Annotated in this window: 15 protein-coding genes; 9 read left to right on the top strand and 6 right to left on the bottom strand. The window is 70.3% G+C overall.

Annotated features, from left to right (window positions below; all coding sequences use genetic code 11):
* The first annotated feature begins 36 nt into the window (after positions 1-36).
* From ACZ3TS_RS19730 to ACZ3TS_RS19705, 6 genes are all read left to right on the top strand, one after another.
* Positions 37-897 carry a bifunctional methylenetetrahydrofolate dehydrogenase/methenyltetrahydrofolate cyclohydrolase gene (locus ACZ3TS_RS19730; protein WP_467619466.1) on the top strand — a complete coding sequence of 287 codons (861 nt, stop codon included), beginning with the start codon at positions 37-39 and terminating at the stop codon, positions 895-897.
* Positions 894-2,177, top strand: a complete 1,284-nt coding sequence (gene glyA / locus ACZ3TS_RS19725) for a serine hydroxymethyltransferase (protein ID WP_467619464.1) — start codon at positions 894-896, stop codon at positions 2,175-2,177. The genes ACZ3TS_RS19730 and glyA overlap by 4 nt, the downstream gene beginning before the upstream one ends.
* The gene (locus tag ACZ3TS_RS19720) at positions 2,174-3,406 is read left to right on the top strand and encodes a sarcosine oxidase subunit beta family protein (RefSeq protein ID WP_467619461.1); all 1,233 of its coding nucleotides are present in this window, start codon (positions 2,174-2,176) and stop codon (positions 3,404-3,406) included. Before glyA ends, ACZ3TS_RS19720 begins: the two co-directional genes overlap by 4 nt.
* Before the next feature lie 11 nt (positions 3,407-3,417).
* Positions 3,418-6,633 carry a sarcosine oxidase subunit alpha family protein gene (locus ACZ3TS_RS19715; protein ID WP_467619459.1) on the top strand — a complete coding sequence of 1,072 codons (3,216 nt, stop codon included), beginning with the start codon at positions 3,418-3,420 and terminating at the stop codon, positions 6,631-6,633.
* Entirely contained in the window at positions 6,626-7,228 is a 603-nt protein-coding gene (locus ACZ3TS_RS19710) for a sarcosine oxidase subunit gamma (RefSeq protein ID WP_467619456.1), read from the top strand. Before ACZ3TS_RS19715 ends, ACZ3TS_RS19710 begins: the two co-directional genes overlap by 8 nt.
* A 114-nt stretch (positions 7,229-7,342) precedes the next feature.
* Positions 7,343-8,176 carry a ribonuclease BN gene (locus tag ACZ3TS_RS19705; protein ID WP_467619453.1) on the top strand — a complete coding sequence of 278 codons (834 nt, stop codon included), beginning with the start codon at positions 7,343-7,345 and terminating at the stop codon, positions 8,174-8,176.
* Positions 8,177-8,487: 311 nt separating this feature from the next.
* Here the strand turns inward: ACZ3TS_RS19705 and ACZ3TS_RS19700 are convergent, their stop codons facing one another.
* Together ACZ3TS_RS19700 and ACZ3TS_RS19695 are read right to left on the bottom strand one after the other, a co-directional pair.
* The gene (locus tag ACZ3TS_RS19700) at positions 8,488-9,645 is read right to left on the bottom strand and encodes a low temperature requirement protein A (protein ID WP_467619663.1); all 1,158 of its coding nucleotides are present in this window, start codon (positions 9,643-9,645) and stop codon (positions 8,488-8,490) included.
* A gap of 270 nt (positions 9,646-9,915) precedes the next feature.
* Positions 9,916-10,773, bottom strand: a complete 858-nt coding sequence (locus tag ACZ3TS_RS19695; protein WP_467619451.1) for an aldo/keto reductase — start codon at positions 10,771-10,773, stop codon at positions 9,916-9,918.
* Between the two features lie 497 nt (positions 10,774-11,270).
* Here ACZ3TS_RS19695 and tgmA point away from each other — a divergent pair, with 497 nt between their 5' ends.
* Positions 11,271-11,462, top strand: coding sequence for a putative ATP-grasp-modified RiPP (tgmA, locus tag ACZ3TS_RS19690; protein WP_467619448.1), 192 nt, complete (start codon positions 11,271-11,273; stop codon positions 11,460-11,462).
* A 16-nt stretch (positions 11,463-11,478) separates the two neighbouring features.
* A complete protein-coding gene (gene tgmB, locus ACZ3TS_RS19685) occupies positions 11,479-12,459 on the top strand; it encodes an ATP-grasp ribosomal peptide maturase (RefSeq protein WP_467619446.1) in 981 nt (326 codons plus the stop codon).
* A 455-nt stretch (positions 12,460-12,914) separates the two neighbouring features.
* Here the strand turns inward: tgmB and ACZ3TS_RS19680 are convergent, their stop codons facing one another.
* Together ACZ3TS_RS19680 and ACZ3TS_RS19675 are read right to left on the bottom strand one after the other, a co-directional pair.
* The gene (locus tag ACZ3TS_RS19680; protein WP_467619444.1) at positions 12,915-13,628 is read right to left on the bottom strand and encodes an alpha/beta fold hydrolase; all 714 of its coding nucleotides are present in this window, start codon (positions 13,626-13,628) and stop codon (positions 12,915-12,917) included.
* 238 nt (positions 13,629-13,866) lie between these two features.
* Positions 13,867-14,856, bottom strand: coding sequence for an aldo/keto reductase (locus ACZ3TS_RS19675; RefSeq protein WP_467619442.1), 990 nt, complete (start codon positions 14,854-14,856; stop codon positions 13,867-13,869).
* A 493-nt stretch (positions 14,857-15,349) separates the two neighbouring features.
* On the opposite strand from ACZ3TS_RS19675, the gene ACZ3TS_RS19670 reads away from it, so the two are divergent.
* A complete protein-coding gene (locus ACZ3TS_RS19670; RefSeq protein ID WP_467619440.1) occupies positions 15,350-16,078 on the top strand; it encodes a hypothetical protein in 729 nt (242 codons plus the stop codon).
* A gap of 565 nt (positions 16,079-16,643) precedes the next feature.
* On the opposite strand, the gene ACZ3TS_RS19665 is transcribed toward ACZ3TS_RS19670, so the two are convergent.
* Entirely contained in the window at positions 16,644-17,093 is a 450-nt protein-coding gene (locus tag ACZ3TS_RS19665) for a DUF3618 domain-containing protein (protein WP_467619438.1), read from the bottom strand.
* On the bottom strand, positions 17,090-17,461 hold the full coding sequence (locus ACZ3TS_RS19660; protein ID WP_467619436.1) for a phage holin family protein: 372 nt from the start codon (positions 17,459-17,461) through the stop codon (positions 17,090-17,092). The genes ACZ3TS_RS19665 and ACZ3TS_RS19660 overlap by 4 nt, the downstream gene beginning before the upstream one ends.
* Positions 17,462-17,683 lie beyond the last annotated feature (222 nt).

Raw genomic sequence — 17,683 nt, 5'->3', positions numbered from 1 at the left:
GACACCGCTTGAGCTTCGAAGGAAGGAGCACCGACGGTGACCGCACAGCCGCTCGACGGCAAGGCGACCGCCGCCGCCATCCGCCGGGAACTCGCCCAGCGCGTGGCCAAACTGACCGCCACCGGCGGCCGCCCGCCCGGCCTCGGCACCGTCCTGGTCGGCGACGACCCCGGCAGCCACGCCTACGTCGCCGGAAAGCACCGCGACTGCGCGCAGGTCGCCATCGCCTCCATCCGCCGCGAACTGCCCGCCGACGCCACGCAGCAGCAGGTCGAGGACGTCATCGACGAACTCAATGCCGACCCGGCCTGCACCGGTTACATCGTCCAGCTCCCGCTGTCGCGCCACCTGGACACGAACGCCGTCCTGGAACGCATGGACCCCGCGAAGGACGCCGACGGCCTGCACCCCGTCAGCCTCGGCCGTCTCGCCCTGGGCGTCGAGGCCCCACTGCCCTGCACCCCGCGCGGCATCGTCGAACTGCTGCGCCGGTACGACGTACCGCTCGACGGGGCACGCGTGTGTGTGATCGGCCGCGGCATCACCGTGGGACGCCCCCTCGGACTCCTGCTGACCCGCAGGTCCGAGAACGCCACCGTGACCCTGTGCCACACCGGGACCAAGGGCCTGGCCTGGCACGTGCGCGAGGCGGACATCGTCGTCGCGGCCGCCGGCTCCCCCGGCCTGATCACCAAGGACATGCTGCGCCCCGGCGCAGCCGTCCTGGACGTCGGTATCACCCGCACCGACCAGGGGCTGGTCGGGGATGTGCACCCGGGGGCCGCCCAGGTCGCCGGACGGCTCGCTCCGATGCCCGGGGGCGTGGGCCCCATGACCCGGGCGATGCTGCTCGCCAACGTCGTCGAGGCCGCCGAGAGGAACGCGAACCCCGCATGAACGCGCTGAACACCCCGCTGGCGGAGCTGGACCCCGAGGTCCACGCCGCCCTCCGCGCGGAGCTGCACCGCCAGCAGTCCACCCTCGAGATGATCGCCTCCGAGAACTTCGCACCCTCCGCCGTGCTGGAGGCCCAGGGCTCGGTTCTGACCAACAAGTACGCCGAGGGCTATCCGGGTCGGCGCTACTACGGCGGCTGCGAACACGTCGACGTCACCGAGCGGCTGGCCATCGAGCGGATCAAGTCCCTCTTCGGCGCCGGCTACGCCAATGTGCAACCGCACTCGGGCGCTCAGGCCAACACAGCCGTCTTCTTCGCGCTGCTGCAGCCCGGCGACACGATCCTCGGCCTCGACCTCGCGCACGGCGGGCACCTCACCCACGGCATGCGCATCAACTACAGCGGCCGGATGCTCAACGTCGTGCCCTACCACGTGGCGGAGACGGACCACCTCATCGACATGGACGAGGTGGAACGCCTCGCCAAGGAACACCGCCCCAAGATGATCATCGCGGGCTGGTCGGCGTACCCGAGGCAGCTGGACTTCGCGGCCTTCCGACGGATCGCCGACGAGGTCGGTGCCCTGCTCATGGTCGACATGGCGCACTTCGCGGGCCTGGTCGCCGCCGGACTGCACCCCAGCCCCCTCCCCCAAGCGCACGTGGTCACGACCACGACCCACAAGACGCTCGGCGGTCCCCGCGGCGGAGTCGTGCTCACCGACGACCCCGGCCTGGCCAAGAAGATCAACTCGGCGGTGTTCCCCGGTATGCAGGGCGGTCCGCTGGAGCACGTCATCGCCGCGAAGGCGGTCTCCTTCAAGGTGGCGGCGTCGCCCGAGTTCGCCGAACGACAGGCCCGCACACTCGCCGGAGCCCGCATCCTCGCCGAGCGCCTCACCCGCCCGGACACCGCCGCCGCCGGGGTCAAGGTCCTCACCGGCGGCACGGACGTGCACCTCGTCCTCGTCGACCTGCGAGACTCCGAACTCGACGGCAGGCAGGCAGAGGACCTGCTCCACGAGATCGGCATCACCGTCAACCGCAACGCCGTCCCCTTCGACCCGCGCCCGCCCATGGTCACCTCGGGTCTGCGCATCGGCACTCCGGCCCTGGCCACCCGGGGCTTCAGCGAGGAGGACTTCGCCGAGGTCGCCGACGTGATTGCGCTGGCCCTCCGGCCCGAGCCGGATGTCGCCGCGCTGCGCGCCCGTACGGAGGCACTGGCGGCCAAGCACCCGCTCTACCCGCACCTTTCGGAAGACGGAGACGTCGTATGAGCCCCAGCACCCCCGGCGCCGAGCTCCCCGACCACCCCGACTGGCTCTGGCGAACACCCGAGCCCAAGCGGTCGTACGACGTGGTGATCGTGGGCGGCGGCGGACACGGCCTCGCCACCGCCCACTACCTGGCGAAGAACCACGGCGTCACCAAGGTCGCCGTGCTGGAGAAGGGCTGGCTCGCGGGCGGCAACATGGCCCGCAACACCACCATCATCCGCTCCAACTACCTGTGGGACGAGAGCGCCGGCATCTACGAGCACGCGCTCAAGCTGTGGGAGGGCCTGGAGGAGGAGCTCGACTATCCGATCCTCTTCTCCCAGCGCGGCGTACTCAACCTCGCCCACAGCCTGCAGGACGTCCGCGACAGCGTGCGACGTGTCGAGGCCAACCGGCTCAACGGCGTGGACGCCGAATGGCTCGACGCGGAGCAGGTCAAAGAGGTCTGCCCGATCGTCGACATCTCCCCCGACGTGCGCTATCCGGTCCTCGGCGGCACCTACCAGCCGCGTGCCGGCATCGCCAAGCACGACTACGTGGCCTGGGGCCTGGCCCGCTCCGCCGACGCCGCCGGAATCGACATCATCCAGAACTGCGAGGTCACCGGCCTCGACATCGTCGACGGACGAGTCGTCGGCGTGCAGACTTCGCTGGGCCCGATCGCGGCGGGCAAGGTGGCACTCTGCGCGGCCGGCCACACCTCGGTGCTGGCCGCCATGGCAGGAATCGAACTGCCGCTGCAGAGCCACCCGTTGCAGGCACTCGTCTCCGAACTCCTCGAGCCCGTGCACCCGACGGTGGTCATGTCCAACGCCGTCCATGTGTACGTCAGCCAGGCGCACAAGGGCGAGTTGGTGATGGGCGCGGGCATCGACGCGTACAACTCCTACACCCAGCGCGGCGCGTTCCACATCATCGAACAGCAGATGTCTGCCGCCCTGGAAATCTTCCCGGTCTTCGCCCGTGCCCACGTATTGCGCACCTGGGGCGGCATCGTCGACGTCAGTCCCGACGCCTCACCCATCGTCGGCCTCACCCCGGTCGACAACCTCTACCTCAACTGCGGCTGGGGAACGGGCGGTTTCAAGGCCACGCCGGGCGTCGGCTGGGTCTATGCCCACACCATCGTCCACGACGCCCCCCACCCCCTCAACGCCCCCTTCTCGCTCGATCGTTTCACCACCGGCGCGCTCGTCGACGAGCACGGCGCGGCCGCGGTGGCCCACTAGGGAGCTGAACCATGCTGCTCATCCCCTGCCCGTGGTGCGGGCCCCGTGACGAGGTCGAGTTCCACTACGGCGGCCAGGCCCACGTGCCGTATCCCGAGAACCCCGCGGACCTCAACGACGAGGAGTGGGCACGGTATCTGTTCTTCCGGGACAACCCCAAGGGCCCGTTCGCCGAGCGGTGGAGCCATGCGGCGGGCTGCCGCAGGTGGTTCAACGCGGTGCGGGACACGGCGACGAACGAGATCCTTGCCGTGTATCGCACGGGGGAGCAGCGTCCGGCCACCTCGGAGCCGAGGCCCGCTGCTTCTGCGAGTCGGGCGTTGGAGAACGAACCCGAAGGGCGATCCCCGGCCACCGTCCCGCTCCCGGCGTCGAGGCCGCACGTCCCCGGGACCGGCGCGGCGTCCGGCACCCAGCCGTTCCGCCTGCCCGACGGCGGCGGCATTCACCGCGACATCCCCCTGACCTTCACCTTCGACGGCACCGATTACCAGGGCTACCGAGGCGACACCCTCGCCTCCGCCCTCCTCGCCAACGGCGTCATCCAGGCCGCCACCAGCATCAAACTCGGCCGGCCCCGAGGCATTTTCTCCGCGGGCGTCGAGGAGCCCAACGCGGTGGTGCAGATCGAGGCCCCGTTCCCGGAGCCGATGCTGCCCGCGACGACCGTCGAGCTCTACGACGGCCTGGTCGCGAGCAGCCTCCCCGGCCAGGGCCGCCTTGCCACCGAACCCGACCCGGCCCGCTACGACGCCGTACACGCCCACTGCGACCTGCTGGTCGTCGGCGCAGGCCCGGCCGGCCTCGCGGCCGCGGCGGCAGCCGCGAAGAGCGGCGCACGCGTCGTCCTCGCCGACGACCAGGCAGAGCCGGGCGGCAGCCTGCTGGGCACGGGCGAGCACCTCGAATGGGTGAGGGCCACCGCCGCCCAGCTGGACGCCGCCCCCGAGGTGCGCGTCCTGCGCCGCACCACCGTCTTCGGCTACTACGACGACAATCACCTCCTCGCCGTCGAGCGCCGCACCAACCACCTCGGTGCCGAGGCCCCGGCGAACGTCTCCCGCGAGCGCGTCTGGCGCATCCGCGCCCGCCGTGTCGTCCTCGCCGCCGGCGCCCACGAGCGCTCACTTGCGTTCGCGGACAACGACCGCCCCGGCGTGATGCTGGCCGCCTCGGCCCGCACCTACGTCAACCGACACGCCGTACTGCCCGGCCGCCATGCCGTCGTCTTCACCACCAACGACAGCGCCTACGCCGCCGCACTCGACCTGGCGGCGGCGGGAGTGGAGATCGCGGCGATCGTCGACACCCGGCCCGAGCCGGCCGAGTGGGCCGACCGTGCCCGGTCCGCCGGGATCGAGGTGCTGGCCGGCCACGCGGTCACCGGCACGGAAGGCGAGGCCCGCGTCACCGCCGTGACGGTCGCCCCGTACGGGGAGTCAGTGAGGCGGCGGGAGTTCGCCGTCGACCTCCTCCTGGTCTCCGGCGGCTGGAACCCGGTGGCGCACCTGTTCAGCCAGGCGGGCGGCAAGCTCCGCTACGACGAGGCACTCGGCTCCTTCGTCCCCGACACGTGCCGCCAGGCGGTGGAGGTGGCGGGCAGCGCAAGCGGCGCCTTCGACCTCGCTGCCGTCCTCGCGCAGGGCGCGGCAGCGGGTGCCCGCGCGATCGAGGCCGAGGGCTACACCCCGCAAGCCCCCGCCCTTCCCGCCGTGATTCCCCAGCCGCAGTCGCCGCCGATGCCGGTCTTCACCGTCCCGGGCACCGAAGGCAGCCCCCGCTTCGTCGACCTCCAACGCGACGTCACCGTCGACGACCTGGCCCGCGCCACCGGCGCAGGTCTGCGCTCGGTCGAGCACACCAAGCGCTACACCACGGCCGGCACCGCCAACGACCAGGGGAAGACCTCAGGCGTCCTGGCCAGTGGAATCGTCGCCGAACTCCTCGGCGTGGACATCGCCGCCCTCGGCACGACCACCTTCCGCCCGCCCTGCATCCCCGTCTCCTTCGCCACCCTCGCGGGCCGTGACCGGGGCACGCTGCACGACCCGGTCCGGGTGACCGCCCTGCACGCATGGCATGCCGCGCACGGCGCACTCTTCGAGAACGTCGGCCAGTGGAAGCGGCCCTGGTACTACCCGCAGGACGGCGAGGACATGGAGACCGCGGTACTGCGCGAATGCCGGGCCGCCCGCGAGGACGTGGCCTTCATGGACGCCTCCACCCTCGGCAAGATCGACGTGCAGGGCCCGGACGCCGCCGTGTTCCTCGACCGGCTCTACACCAACATGATGAGCACCCTGAAGGTCGGCATGATCCGCTACGGCGTGATGTGCCGGCTGGACGGCATGGTCTTCGACGACGGCACCGTCATCCGCCTCGCCCCCGACCGCTTCGTGGTCACCACCACCACCGGAAACGCGGCCGCCGTACTGGACTGGATGGAGGAGTGGCTCCAGACGGAGTGGCCCGAACTGCGCGTCCACTGCACCTCCGTCACCGAGCAGTGGGCCACGGTGGCCCTGGTCGGCCCGCGCTCCCGCGAGGTCCTCGGCTCGCTGGCACCCGACCTGGCGGTGGACAACGAGAGCTTCCCGTTCATGGCATGGCGGGAAACGACCGTCGCGGGCATCGAGGCCAGGGTGTGCCGGATCAGCTTCTCCGGTGAACTCGCCTATGAGATCAACGTGTCGCCGTGGCGCGCGCTCGCCCTGTGGGAGGCCTTGTACGAGGCCGGCGCCCCGTACGGCATCACCCCGTACGGCACCGAGACGATGCATGTGCTGCGGGCCGAGAAGGGCTATCCGATCATCGGTCAGGACACCGACGGCACCGTCACCCCGCACGATCTCGGCATGAGCTGGGCGGTGTCGAAGAAGAAGCCCGACTTCATCGGCAAGCGCTCCTACGCCCGCGCCGACACCGTCCGCCCGGACCGCAAGCACCTCGTGGGCCTGCTCCCCGAGGATCCTGCCGCCTTTCTCCCCGAAGGCACGCACCTGGTCGCCGGCGGCGTGCTGCCGGAGCCGCCGGTGCCGACGCTCGGCCACGTCACCTCCAGCTACCGCAGCGCGGCACTCGGCCGGACCTTCGCCCTCGCCCTGATCAAGGGCGGCCGGGACCGTATCGGCGAACGCCTCTACGCGCCCGTGGGCGACCGACTGCTCCCGGTGACCGTCGCCAGCCCCGTCCTCTACGACCCTGAGGGAGCCCGTCGCGATGGCTGACACCGCCCTGACCGCACATCCCAGCAGCCCCCTGGCGCACGCAGCACAACGCCTGGCGGCCGCGACACGCTCCTCGGCAGGCGCGCTCCGGCTGGCCGAACTCCCCTTCCTGGCCCAGGTCAACGTCCGCCTCGACGCCAAGGGAGCCGCAGCGGACGCCGTCGCACTCGCCCTGGGATTCCAACTGCCCCTGGAACCCAACACCGTCGTACGTGCCGGCGATCTGACCGCCTTGTGGCTCGGTCCCGACGAATGGCTGGTGGTGGGCCCGCCCGGCACCCAACCCGACCTGGAGAGCCGGATCCGTACGGCGGCCGGAGACGAACCCGTCTCCGTCACCGACGTCTCCGCACAGCGGACCACCGTCCTCGTCTCGGGCCCCCGCTCCCGCGACCTGCTGTCCCACGGCTGCCCCCTGGATCTACACCCACGCGCCTTCGGTCCCGGCCGGTGCGCCCAGACGACACTGGCTCGCACCCAGGTCGTCCTGGTCGCCCGCGACGAACCCAGGGCCGGTTTCTGGGTGCTGGTGCGCTCGTCCTTCGCCGGCTATCTCACCGACTGGCTGCTGGACGCGGCGGCGGAATACCTCTGACGACCCGGCAGAAGCCGTTCGGCGGGTTCTGCCCGGGCAGGTCAATGCGGCGGACGGGGTGAGTGCGGGCCCCGGAAGGTTTCGTCCGGCGCCCCTTCGGGAACCGGGGGACCCATGACGGACTCCTCCGGTCCGCCCCGGGACGGACGGCCCTCGAACCGCGGACCGCGTTCCCGCTGGCACGACTCGGCCGCCGGACGGCTCTGGCGGCACGGCAGCGAGATGGAGTTGATGCACCGTTCCATGGGTTTCGCCGCACTGGCTCTGGTCACGCTCGCGCCGCTGCTGATCGTCGTCGCCGCGGCCTCACCCTTCCGGCACCGCGGATTCGCCTTCTGGGTGATCGACGGCATGAGCCTTGCGGGACATCCCGCAGACGCCGTGCAGCACCTGTTCGGCGCACCCCGCAAGGTCCTCAGCGCCACCAGCGCCTTCAGTGTCGTCGCCCTGGCGCTGTTCGGCCTCACCTTCGCCTCCAGCGTGCAGACGGGCTATGAGAGGGTCTGGGACCTACCGGCGGGCCGGTGGCACTCCGTGTGGCGACGCGCCGTGTGGCTCGCTGCTCTGACGGCGTATCTGTTCGCCGAGGTGCAGAGCGGCGCGGTGCTCCCGGACGGGATGATCCAGTCCGCCCTCCGCATCACGCTCACCGTGCTGTTCGGCGTGCTCTTCTTCTGGTGGGGCCAGCATTTCCTGCTCGGGAGCCGAGTGTCCTGGCATGCGCTGCTGCCGGGGGCGGTGTCCACCATGCTGGGACTGGTCGGCCTGCGCTGGTTCTCGGCACTGGTGTTCTCCCCGCTCATCGTCAACAACGCGGTCACCTACGGCGCCGTGGGCACCGTCCTGGTCGTGCAGTCCTGGCTCATCGGGGTCGGTTTCGTCGTGTTCGGAGGCCCCCTGCTGGGCCGCCACATCCATCACGCACACGCCGAGCGGCGGCCCCGGTGAGCCAGGCGGCACACAGCGTGGATCACCCGGCCTCGGTGAGCCAGGCGGCACACGGCCTGGATCACCCGGTGACCGGCGCGGCTCAGAGGCGGCAGCTGATCTCCATGCCGCCTTCGACGGGTAAGGCCACGTCTACCGCGCGCCGCGACCGACGAGCCGATCGGCCGCGAATTCACCGACGCGCTCGTCGACGCCTTGCTCCGCCGTCATGGACTGCCCACGCGAGCGAAGTCCCGACCGTGCCAGGACCGCGGACTTCCTCGGCACAACGACCGAAAAACACCCTTTGAACGGGCGGGACGGCCACCGCCTCATCGGGGCTGCGGAATGCGGTGGTGCAGGAACAGCGACACGGCCACGCCGAGTGCCGCCACGATCCCGGCGAACAACACCGCCCAGGAGCCCGCGAACGTACAGGCCAGGATCGCGACCGCGGTCAGCGGCAGGACGGCCTGCTGCCGGACTGACGGTTTGTAGTGGCGTGCGTGCAGGAGCCAGGTGAAGAAGACGAATCCTGCCGTGGGGACGGTGACCGCTGCGGCGGCGCTCATGGTGCTGATGTGGGCCTCGCCGACCATCTGCTCGATCGCCACCTCGAGTCCGGCGCCGATGGCGGCCGCCATGGAGAAGACGAGGTAGTGCCCGTATCCCCACAGGAAGGCATGTCTGCCGGCACGCAGGTGCTCGTGGATGGGGACGACGAAGTAGATCCAGTAGGCGGCGAAGACGATCAGCAGTCCCCCTGCCGCGATCGGCAGCAGATCCGTCGAACCACCCCGGTCCACCGCCCTCTGCACGGCCACGGTCGCGGCGGCGACCGTCTCGCCCAGGACGATCAGGGTGAACAGCCCGTACCGTTCGGCAATGTGGTGGGGATGCCAGGGAGTGGCACGGTGCCGCTCGGCCACCACGGGCACGGTGAGTTCCGCGGCAGCGAGCAGAACGAACACCCACACCTTTACGTCACTGTGCGGCAGGAACCCGAACGCCACCCAGCCGATCTGCACGAGCACGACGCCGACGGCATACCACAAGGCGGTCGTTCGGGCGTCGCCCCGCTCACTGCGGGCCGCTCTGAGCCACTGGCTGGTCAGGGCCAGCCGCATCACCACGTATCCGACCACGACGATGGAGAACTCCGTGCGATCGAAGGCGCGCGGTACCCCCGCGGCCAGGATGAGCACGCCCGCGATCTGCACCAACGTGGTGAGCCGGTAGGCGACATCGTCCGTGTCGTACGCGGAGGCGAACCATGTGAAGTTCATCCAGGCCCACCAGATGGCAAAAAAGATCATGGCGTAGCCGGCCACGCCCTGACCGACATGCCCCTCCGCCACGGCGTGCACCAGCCTGCCACCGGCCTGCGCGACAGCCACCACGAAACACAGGTCGAACAAGAGCTCCAACGGTGTGGCGACGCGGTGCGGCTCCTTGGGGTCGCGTCTGACCATGGTCCGCAGCAAGGGCATCGCCGGAACCCTGCCTCCCGTCGGGCCTTCGGCGCGTCCGCTCACGGTCCCTGCTCCTTTCCCGACCCCGGCCCGGCACGTAGGCCGCCGGCCCGAGGCCACGGCCGGACCCGCCGGGGCGACCAGGAACGGTGCCGTGCTGATGCCTGTCTGTGCCCGTGGTGATGGTGGTGGCCACCTGCCTGCATTCGATCATCATCCACGACGCTCAGGCCACTGTTTCGGCCGGGGATCCCGGGTCCGGAGGTGGCGGGCCCCAGCCTCCGGGCGTCAGACGGCGTCGAGCTCGTCCAACTCCTCGGTGGTGAGTTCGAGTTCGGAGGCTGCCACCGAGTCGCGGATGGTCTCCGGGCGACTGGCGCCGGGGATCGGAACGACCACCGGGGACTTGGCGAGCATCCAGGCCAGGCAGACCTGCTGCGGGCTGACCCCGTGGGCCTCGGCGACCCGCGCGAACGGTGCGTACGCCGAGCCCAGTTCACGCGCCCGGGAGATGCCGCCCAAGGGGCTCCACGGCAGGAAGGCGATGCCGAGCTCGTCGCACAGCCGAAGCTCCGGCTCGCTGGAGCGGAAGGCAGGCGAGAACTGGTTCTGCACGGAGACCAGACGGCCGCCGAGGATCTCACCGGCCTGGCGGATCTGGTCCGGGTCGGCATTCGAGATGCCCGCCATGCGGATCTTCCCCTCGTCGAGGAGGTCCCGCAGCGCCCCGACGGACTCCGCGTAGGGGACCTTGGGGTCGGGGCGGTGGAACTGATACAGACCGATGGCCTCCACGCCGAGGCGGCGCAGGGAGGCTTCGCAGGCCTCCTTGATGTGCTCGGGCGTGCCGTCCAGCGTCCAGCTGCCGTCGCCGGGACGCAGATGGCCGCCCTTCGTGGCGACGAGGACTTCCGTGCCCCGGTCGTGGGAGGCAAGGGCCTTGGCGATCAGGGTCTCGTTGTGGCCGACTTCGTCGGCGTCCCGGTGATAGGCGTCCGCGGTGTCGATCAGCGTGACGCCCGCGTCGAGCGCTGCGTGGATGGTGGCGAGGGAACGTGCCTCTTCCGGCCGCCCCTCGATCGACATGGGCATACCGCCCAGGCCGATCGCGCTGACCTCGACGTCACCGATACGGCGGGTGTGCATGGGCTCGTGCCCCTTTCGGCTGTAACACAGAATCCGGTGCCCGGCCGCCCTGCGCCGGGGAAGGTGCCCACGACGATGCCGGCCTGCACACCAGCCTGTCTGTCCTGCCATCAGAGGTCCAATAGAAGAATGCGAACGCTTTCAGTAGCAGGTCAGCTGAATGGGACGAGAGGCGGACGTTCGGCGGGAAGTGCCGTGCACAGTGCCGTCCGGCGGCTCGCCGTGGGGCGTTGTGACGCCGTCGGCGCCCACCGACCGGTGACCGGATCCACAGCGCCGCTACGTACGTCCGACGCAGCGGAGGGCAGGTGAACGGGGGCGGATCGATGATGCAGAGCACGATGAGGCGAGGAGGAGCCCATGGTTACACATCGTGAGGCAACCATTCACTCGTTCGATTCGTATAACTCCGTGGAAGTACAGCGCGCGGGCATGCGGCAGCAACGCCGGAGCGTGACCATCCGCTTGCCTGAGGAAGCACCGAACAAGGAGAGACGATGCGGCCGTTCGCACTCAACTATGCTCGCCGTGCCGAAGATTCGGACGTCAGCGCTCCGTACAGCTACGACTCCAGACTGCAGTTGAACGTGCTCGCTGACGGACGTATCGCCGCCGACGAATACGCAGTGTTGCGAGAATGGGGCGCCACGACCTCCACAGCGGGCTCGAAGACCCACTTCGACGACTGAATACGGACCGTCGACGATGACCGTGCTGATCCTCACCTGTGAACAGGATGTGACGGCGGACATGGTGGTGGCCGAGTTGAGCGGAGCCGGTGTCCCGGTGGTCCGGCTCGACCCCGCGGACCTTCCCGGCGGTGTCGCTCTCTCCGGCGAGTACGCGCACGGCTCCTTTCACGGACATCTGTGCGCCGGCGGCCGCCTGGTGAGCACGAGCGGGCTGCGGTCCATATGGGTACGCAGGCCCGGAGTTCCGGCCGCGCGGGTCGCCGAGCCTTCGGCCTGGCTGACCGAGGAGTCCTCGCAGGCCCTGTACGGGATGCTGCACGCCACCGGCGCGCGCTGGATGAACCGCCCCGACGCGGCCCGCCGGGCCCGTCAGAAGCCCTGGCAGCTCCGTCTCGCCCAGCGCGCCGGACTCGCCGTACCGGCCACCTTGATCACGACCTTTCCGCAGGCCGCCCGGGACTTCGCCGATCGCTTCCCCGATCTCGTGGTCAAGCCCGTCTCCGGCACACACCCACAGGACCCACCCCAGGCCGTGCCCACGAGCCGCATCGCCCCGGACGCCGACTTCACCGCCGTCGCATTCGGTCCGACGCTGCTGCAACGGCGGATCGCCAAGCGCGCCGACATCCGCCTCACCGCCGTCGGCGACCGGCTCCTGGCTGCACGCAAACCGGCCGCCCCGGACGACGACCACGTCGATGTCCGATTCGCCCCGTCCACCGACCCATGGCAACCCGTCGACGTACCGCCGCGCATCGCCACATCCGTGCACGACTATCTGCGCCAGGCAGAACTGGCCTACGGTGCCTTCGACTTCGTGGAGGACGCCGACGGGATCTGGTGGTTCCTGGAGTGCAACCAGTCGGGCCAGTTCGGGTTCGTGGAGCTGGACACGGGCCAGCCGATCGCCCGCACCCTCGCAAAGTGGCTGGCGCGTCAGGAGCCGGAACCGGAGGAACCGGGCCCCATCGGCTCCCTTCGCGTGACTCCCTGAGCGAGAGCGCGGACGGGGCGACTCGCCTCGGCGGCCGTACGACCACCGTCACCGTGGACACGCTGCACCCGACGGTGTGGTGTGGCGCGCGATTCGACGAAGAAGACCAGGATCTCATCGTGGCGGGGTCGCGCGGGCCGCATCGCCGCGCCGTGCTCGACGTCTCCTCATCCGGCAACGCACCATCTCCTTTGTAGGCAGGTGTCTTCCACGCCAACCGGCGGGACACGGCTGAACATGGTGGGGACCACTGACGCCGCCGACGAGCTCAGGACCCCCGACGTCGGCCGACCGTCGACGCCGGGCGTGTGCGCGGGCGGAACCAGGGGTGTCGTGGCGGAGCGGCGTCCACGCCTTCGCGGGGATGTGACAGCGGCGATCCCGAGAGCCGCCATGGTGCCTTGAATTCAGGTGAATGAGCGGCCAGTTGGCAGATCGTCAGGCCGGTTCGGCCGTCATGAGCGGCGGGCAGTACGGAAGTCGCCCTTGAGTCCCAGGAAGGCCGCAACCGCCTCCGTGAATGCCTCCGGTGCGGCGTTGTGGATGAGGTGCCCGACCGGGATGGTGACCAACCGTCCGCCGAGGATGCGCTGGGCCAACTCGGCGACACCGGCCTGGGGCACATGGCTGTGGGGGCCACCGGCGAGGACGAGGGTCTCGGCGGTGATCCGGCTGAGCCGCTCCAGCCACGCGGGATCCGGCGTGTCGATCTGCCTCCTGACGGCCAACACCATGCCCCAGTCGAAAGGCAACTCGCCGTCGGGCTTGGTCGGAGTGGTCGGCTCTCGAGGACGTGGAACCGAAACATCCTCCAGGACGAGCCGGGCCACTCGCTGTGGGCGTTCCGACGCGAGCAGGTAGGCCACGACGCCGCCCATGGAGTGCCCCACCAGGTCCACCCGGCCGAGTCCGAGCTCGTCCAGAAAGCGGAGCACATCCGCCTGCATGAGTTCGAGCGAGTAGTCCACCGACCGACCGCTCCGGCCGTGACCGCGGAGATCGAGGGCGTAGACCCGTCGGCTTTGCGCGAGGAAAGGCGCCACCACGTCCCAGTCGGCGGCGTCCTCCCCCAGGGCGTGCAACAGGACGAGCGGCGACGCAGACGACGGGCCCGACACTCGATAGGCCAGCCGGATCCCTCCCACGTCGACCGAGCGGTGATCAGTCATGTCCGGAGGCTAGCAAACCCGGCCCGGCGGACCGGCTGTTCATCGACGGCCGAACGCCGGGGGCTCATGCGGCGTCGCGCCGGCGGGCGTCCTCGCGCAGCCGGTGCCGCCCGGCCGTTCAACGGCAGGACCAGGAGCGCGGCACGAGCATCGCGCTCGCCGCCCAGGTCCTGCCATCGCCCGCCCGAAGGGCGCACCAGACGGCGCCGGCAGGCGGGAAGTTCGACGACAGGGCCGGCTAGCGGTCCACGGCCGACATCCCGGCCTCGTCGTAGCGCTGTCCGGCCGCCTCGGGGAGCTCGGCGTCGATGCGCGCGAGATCGTCCTTGGTCAGTTCGACGTCGACCGCGGCAACGTTCTGCTCAAGGTAGGTGCGGCGCTTGGTGCCCGGAATCGGGACCAGGTCCTGGCCCTGCGCCAGTACCCAGGCGATCGCGAGCTGCGCCGGCGTGACGCCCTTCTCCGCGGCGATTTCCTTCACCTTCTCCGCGAGCCTGAGGTTCGCCTTGAGGTTCTCACCGGTGAAGCGCGGGCCGGTGCGCCGGAAGTCGCCCTCGTCGAGCTCGTCCGGAGAGGCGAACCGGCCCGCGAGGAAGCCGCGTCCCAGCGGCGAATAGGGAACGAACCCGATCCCGAGCTCGTGGCACGTGGGCAGCACTTCGGCCTCCGGGTCGCGCGTCCACAGCGAGTACTCGGTCTGCACCGCCGTGATCGGATGGACGGCGTTCGCGCGGCGGAGCGTCTCCGCCGACGCCTCGCTGAGACCGATGTGTCGCACCTTGCCCTCCCCGACCAGCTCCGCCAGCGCCCCCACGGTCTCCTCGATCGGCACGGCGGGATCGACACGGTGCTGGTAGTAGAGGTCCACGTAGTCGGTCCCGAGCCGCTTGAGCGAGCCGTGGATCGAACTGCGTACGTGCTCCGCCGAGCCGTCCTGCCGCCCGACGGTGCTCATGTCCCCCGGAACGGCGTTGTCCATCCGGTAGTTGAACTTCGTAGCGATCACGTACTCGTCACGGTGCCCCTTGATCGCGCGGCCGATCAGCATCTCGTTCGTGAGCGGGCCGTACATCTGGGCGGTGTCGAGGAAGTTGACACCCAGCTCAAGGGCGCGCTGGATGGTCTTGATGCCCTCCCCCTCATCGGCGGAGCCGTAAAAGGCGGACATCCCCATGCAGCCGAGACCGATGGCCGAAACCTCCAGATCCCGCAGCGTGCGCTGCTTCATGTTCCTTCCAGCCTTCCTTGCGGTCGCATTCTTCCGTTCGATGGGCTCGGAGCCCGCCTCACCGCATTGAAACCCGGCGGGCCCTTTTCAGCTCCATGGAGCAACGGATCCCGTGAATCGGCATCCCGGCGGCCGAGCCGCGGCGATGCACGATGCGCCCGCGCCGCGTGGTCGGTGCGGACACGATGTGAACGCTACGACTTCGCGTGCGCTCGAAGTCAAGGGACCCCGCGGAGCACCCGTCCTCTACGCCACGCCTGGCACAGCAGCCACTCGGACGGACCATCGAAGAACCGCTTGGTCCGGCGCGGGTCGGCATGCGGATTTCGCTGCCTGAAGCGTGTGTCGGCCCTGCGCGGGGCGGAAAGGCCGCCGGGCGATCTTCAGCCCGGTCCCACACGCTGGTCGCGGGGCCCGCCCAAGCCGGGCATCCGTTCCGCGGGGCATCGCCCCACCCCGCCGTCCCAGGACGCCACACAAGGAAGTACGGCAAATGACAGTGACGACGCACGCGCTCATCCCGGCACTACAAGACGCCCGGGATGCCCACGCCGCGGTCATCGACAGGTTCCGGGCGGACATGGCCGTCACCCCCGTCGGTCCGCACCGCCGCGCCGTGGAAGACCACCTCGCCGACGCCCTGCGCTACATAGCCCGCATCGACGACCACGTACGTGCCATCCGCCCTCGCCACCTGCTGTGCGACACCACCGCACTCGTCCGCACTCTCGTGTCAGGCGCCGTCCGCGCGGCGCGCATACCTCTGGAGGCCGGTGCGGTGATCGCTGACGGCGTCCTGTACGGCGGGCGTCCGGCCACCGGGCGCCGGCTGCTGAAGACCATCGAGGGCGAGTACGCGGCCGCCGCCCAGGCGCTGGCGGCCTGCCGGGTCGGGGAGAGCATCGCCGCCCTCGCCGACGACGAGAAGGCCATGGACCTGCTGGGCGCACTGCGCCACCGGGACGAGCAGCTTCTGGAGACGCTCGAGAACAGCCTCGAACACCTGTCCCAAGCCCTCGTCGTTGCGACGGCCGACCGCGCCCCCACCTCAGCGGTGCACCTGACCGGAGTACGACGTGATCAGCTCTGGCCGGACAACCGCTCGCATACGGAGAGCCGCCTCGGCCCCCGCCCGACGGCCGGCGGACCACAAGCAGTGGCGCCGGCCGCATGGCCGGGCCCGATGGCAGACTCCAAGCACCGCATGGGGACCACTGGCTGACCCGGCAGGCGGCGTTCGCGCCCACGGCTCCGGCACGAACGAACTTCCCGCCGTTCTCGGACCGGCGGACGACCGGCACGACACCCACGATCATGAAAAGGCAGGGGTCACCATGGCCGGCAGCACCGAGACCGCACGGCGAGCGTGTGCGGGGCCCGGCCTCCGGTGTATCTGCGCAACACACGCGCCGCCCTGGAGGAGCCGCCGGGGAGACGCACGACATTCCGCAGGCGGTGGCCCAGGGACCCGCCGACGGGCGGTGGGACGTCCACGAGGCAGGCGCGCGGCACGAGCGGGCCTGCGCTGCAACGCCTGGTCGACCAGGCCCGCGGCACGCTCGGCTGGAGCAGGGAGAGGCTGCGCGTCAACCAGCGCCGCCGCTCGTGTGCGACCGGGCCGGGAAAGGACACGATCCCGATCAGATGGCAACGTACGGCACACTGCTGGCCCAAGCCCACCGCCTCTGCGAACAAGAGGCCGCCGCAGCCCCCTCAGGATCGCGGTGTCGCGATGACGCGGGGGCGCGGACGACGGCGAGATGGCGGTCGTCGAGGCTTTGGTGCGCTCAGCTCTTCCTGCGGCGGAACGCCAGCCACACAACCGCGACACCCGCAGCGGCCGACAGCATCATCGTGCGGTTGCCGCGTATCGCCTGGGCTCCCCCGGCCGCCTTCCGGCGTACCGGTTCGGCCGTCTTGTGCTGCAGCATGCGCCCGGCCCGCCCTGCCTTGGCCCAGGCCTGGTCGGCGGCCTCAACGGTCTTGTCCCTCACCGACTCGGGCAGCTTCTCCTGCACCCGGTGGACCGCCTCGGCGGTCCTGGCCCTCAGCTCTTCGGCCTTGACGCCGGCCTGCGACCTGACGTCCGCCACCGCCTCCCGGGCCCGCGCCCTCACATCCGCCTTGCCGACCAGCGCCGCGACCGTCCGGCCGAGCTCCTCGCGGGTCTGCTCGACCTGCTTCGCCAACTCCTGGGGGCTGGTGGCGGCTTGCTCACTCTGCGATGACTTGCTCATCGATGTGCACTCTCCTTGATCTCGGCAACGTCGGCCTTGACGCTGTCGATCGTCTGCTCTGGGGTGGGCGGTGCGGCCCGGCTGATCTGCTTCCTCCCGATCAGCCCCATGACCGCGGTGATCGCGGCCAACAGCGCCGTCATGACCAGTGCGGCCGTCCACACGGGCAGCACCACCGCCAGAGCGGCGATCGCGGTGGCCACCAGGGCCTGCAGCGTGAGCATGCCCACCACTCCGGCACCGCCGAAGAGCCCGCCGCCCCTGGCATAGCGCCCGCCCTTCTCCTTCATCTCCGCCTGCGCCAGCTTCAGTTCGCCGCGCATCAGCGTCGTCAGCTGTTGCACGGCCTGCTGCACCAGCTCACTCACCGGCTCCGTTTCCGAGCCGCGCCTACCGTGGCTCGGTACGGCGGAGTACGGCTTCACGTCCGACATGAACCATGGCCTCCCGTCTCTTGCCAGCGCCGATACCTCGCACCTGGCCGTCCGGTGAGGGCTCGGGTACCCAGAAGGGTCGCGTCGGATCCTGCGCGTGGGCGCACCGATTCGCCGGTACTTTTGGGGTACAAGTGGTGCATCCCCTGACACAGT

This window comes from Streptomyces sp. NPDC022910, from assembly GCF_055561075.1.
The sequence above is the reverse complement of the archived record's forward strand: the minus strand, read 5'-3'. Positions and strand labels throughout refer to the sequence as shown.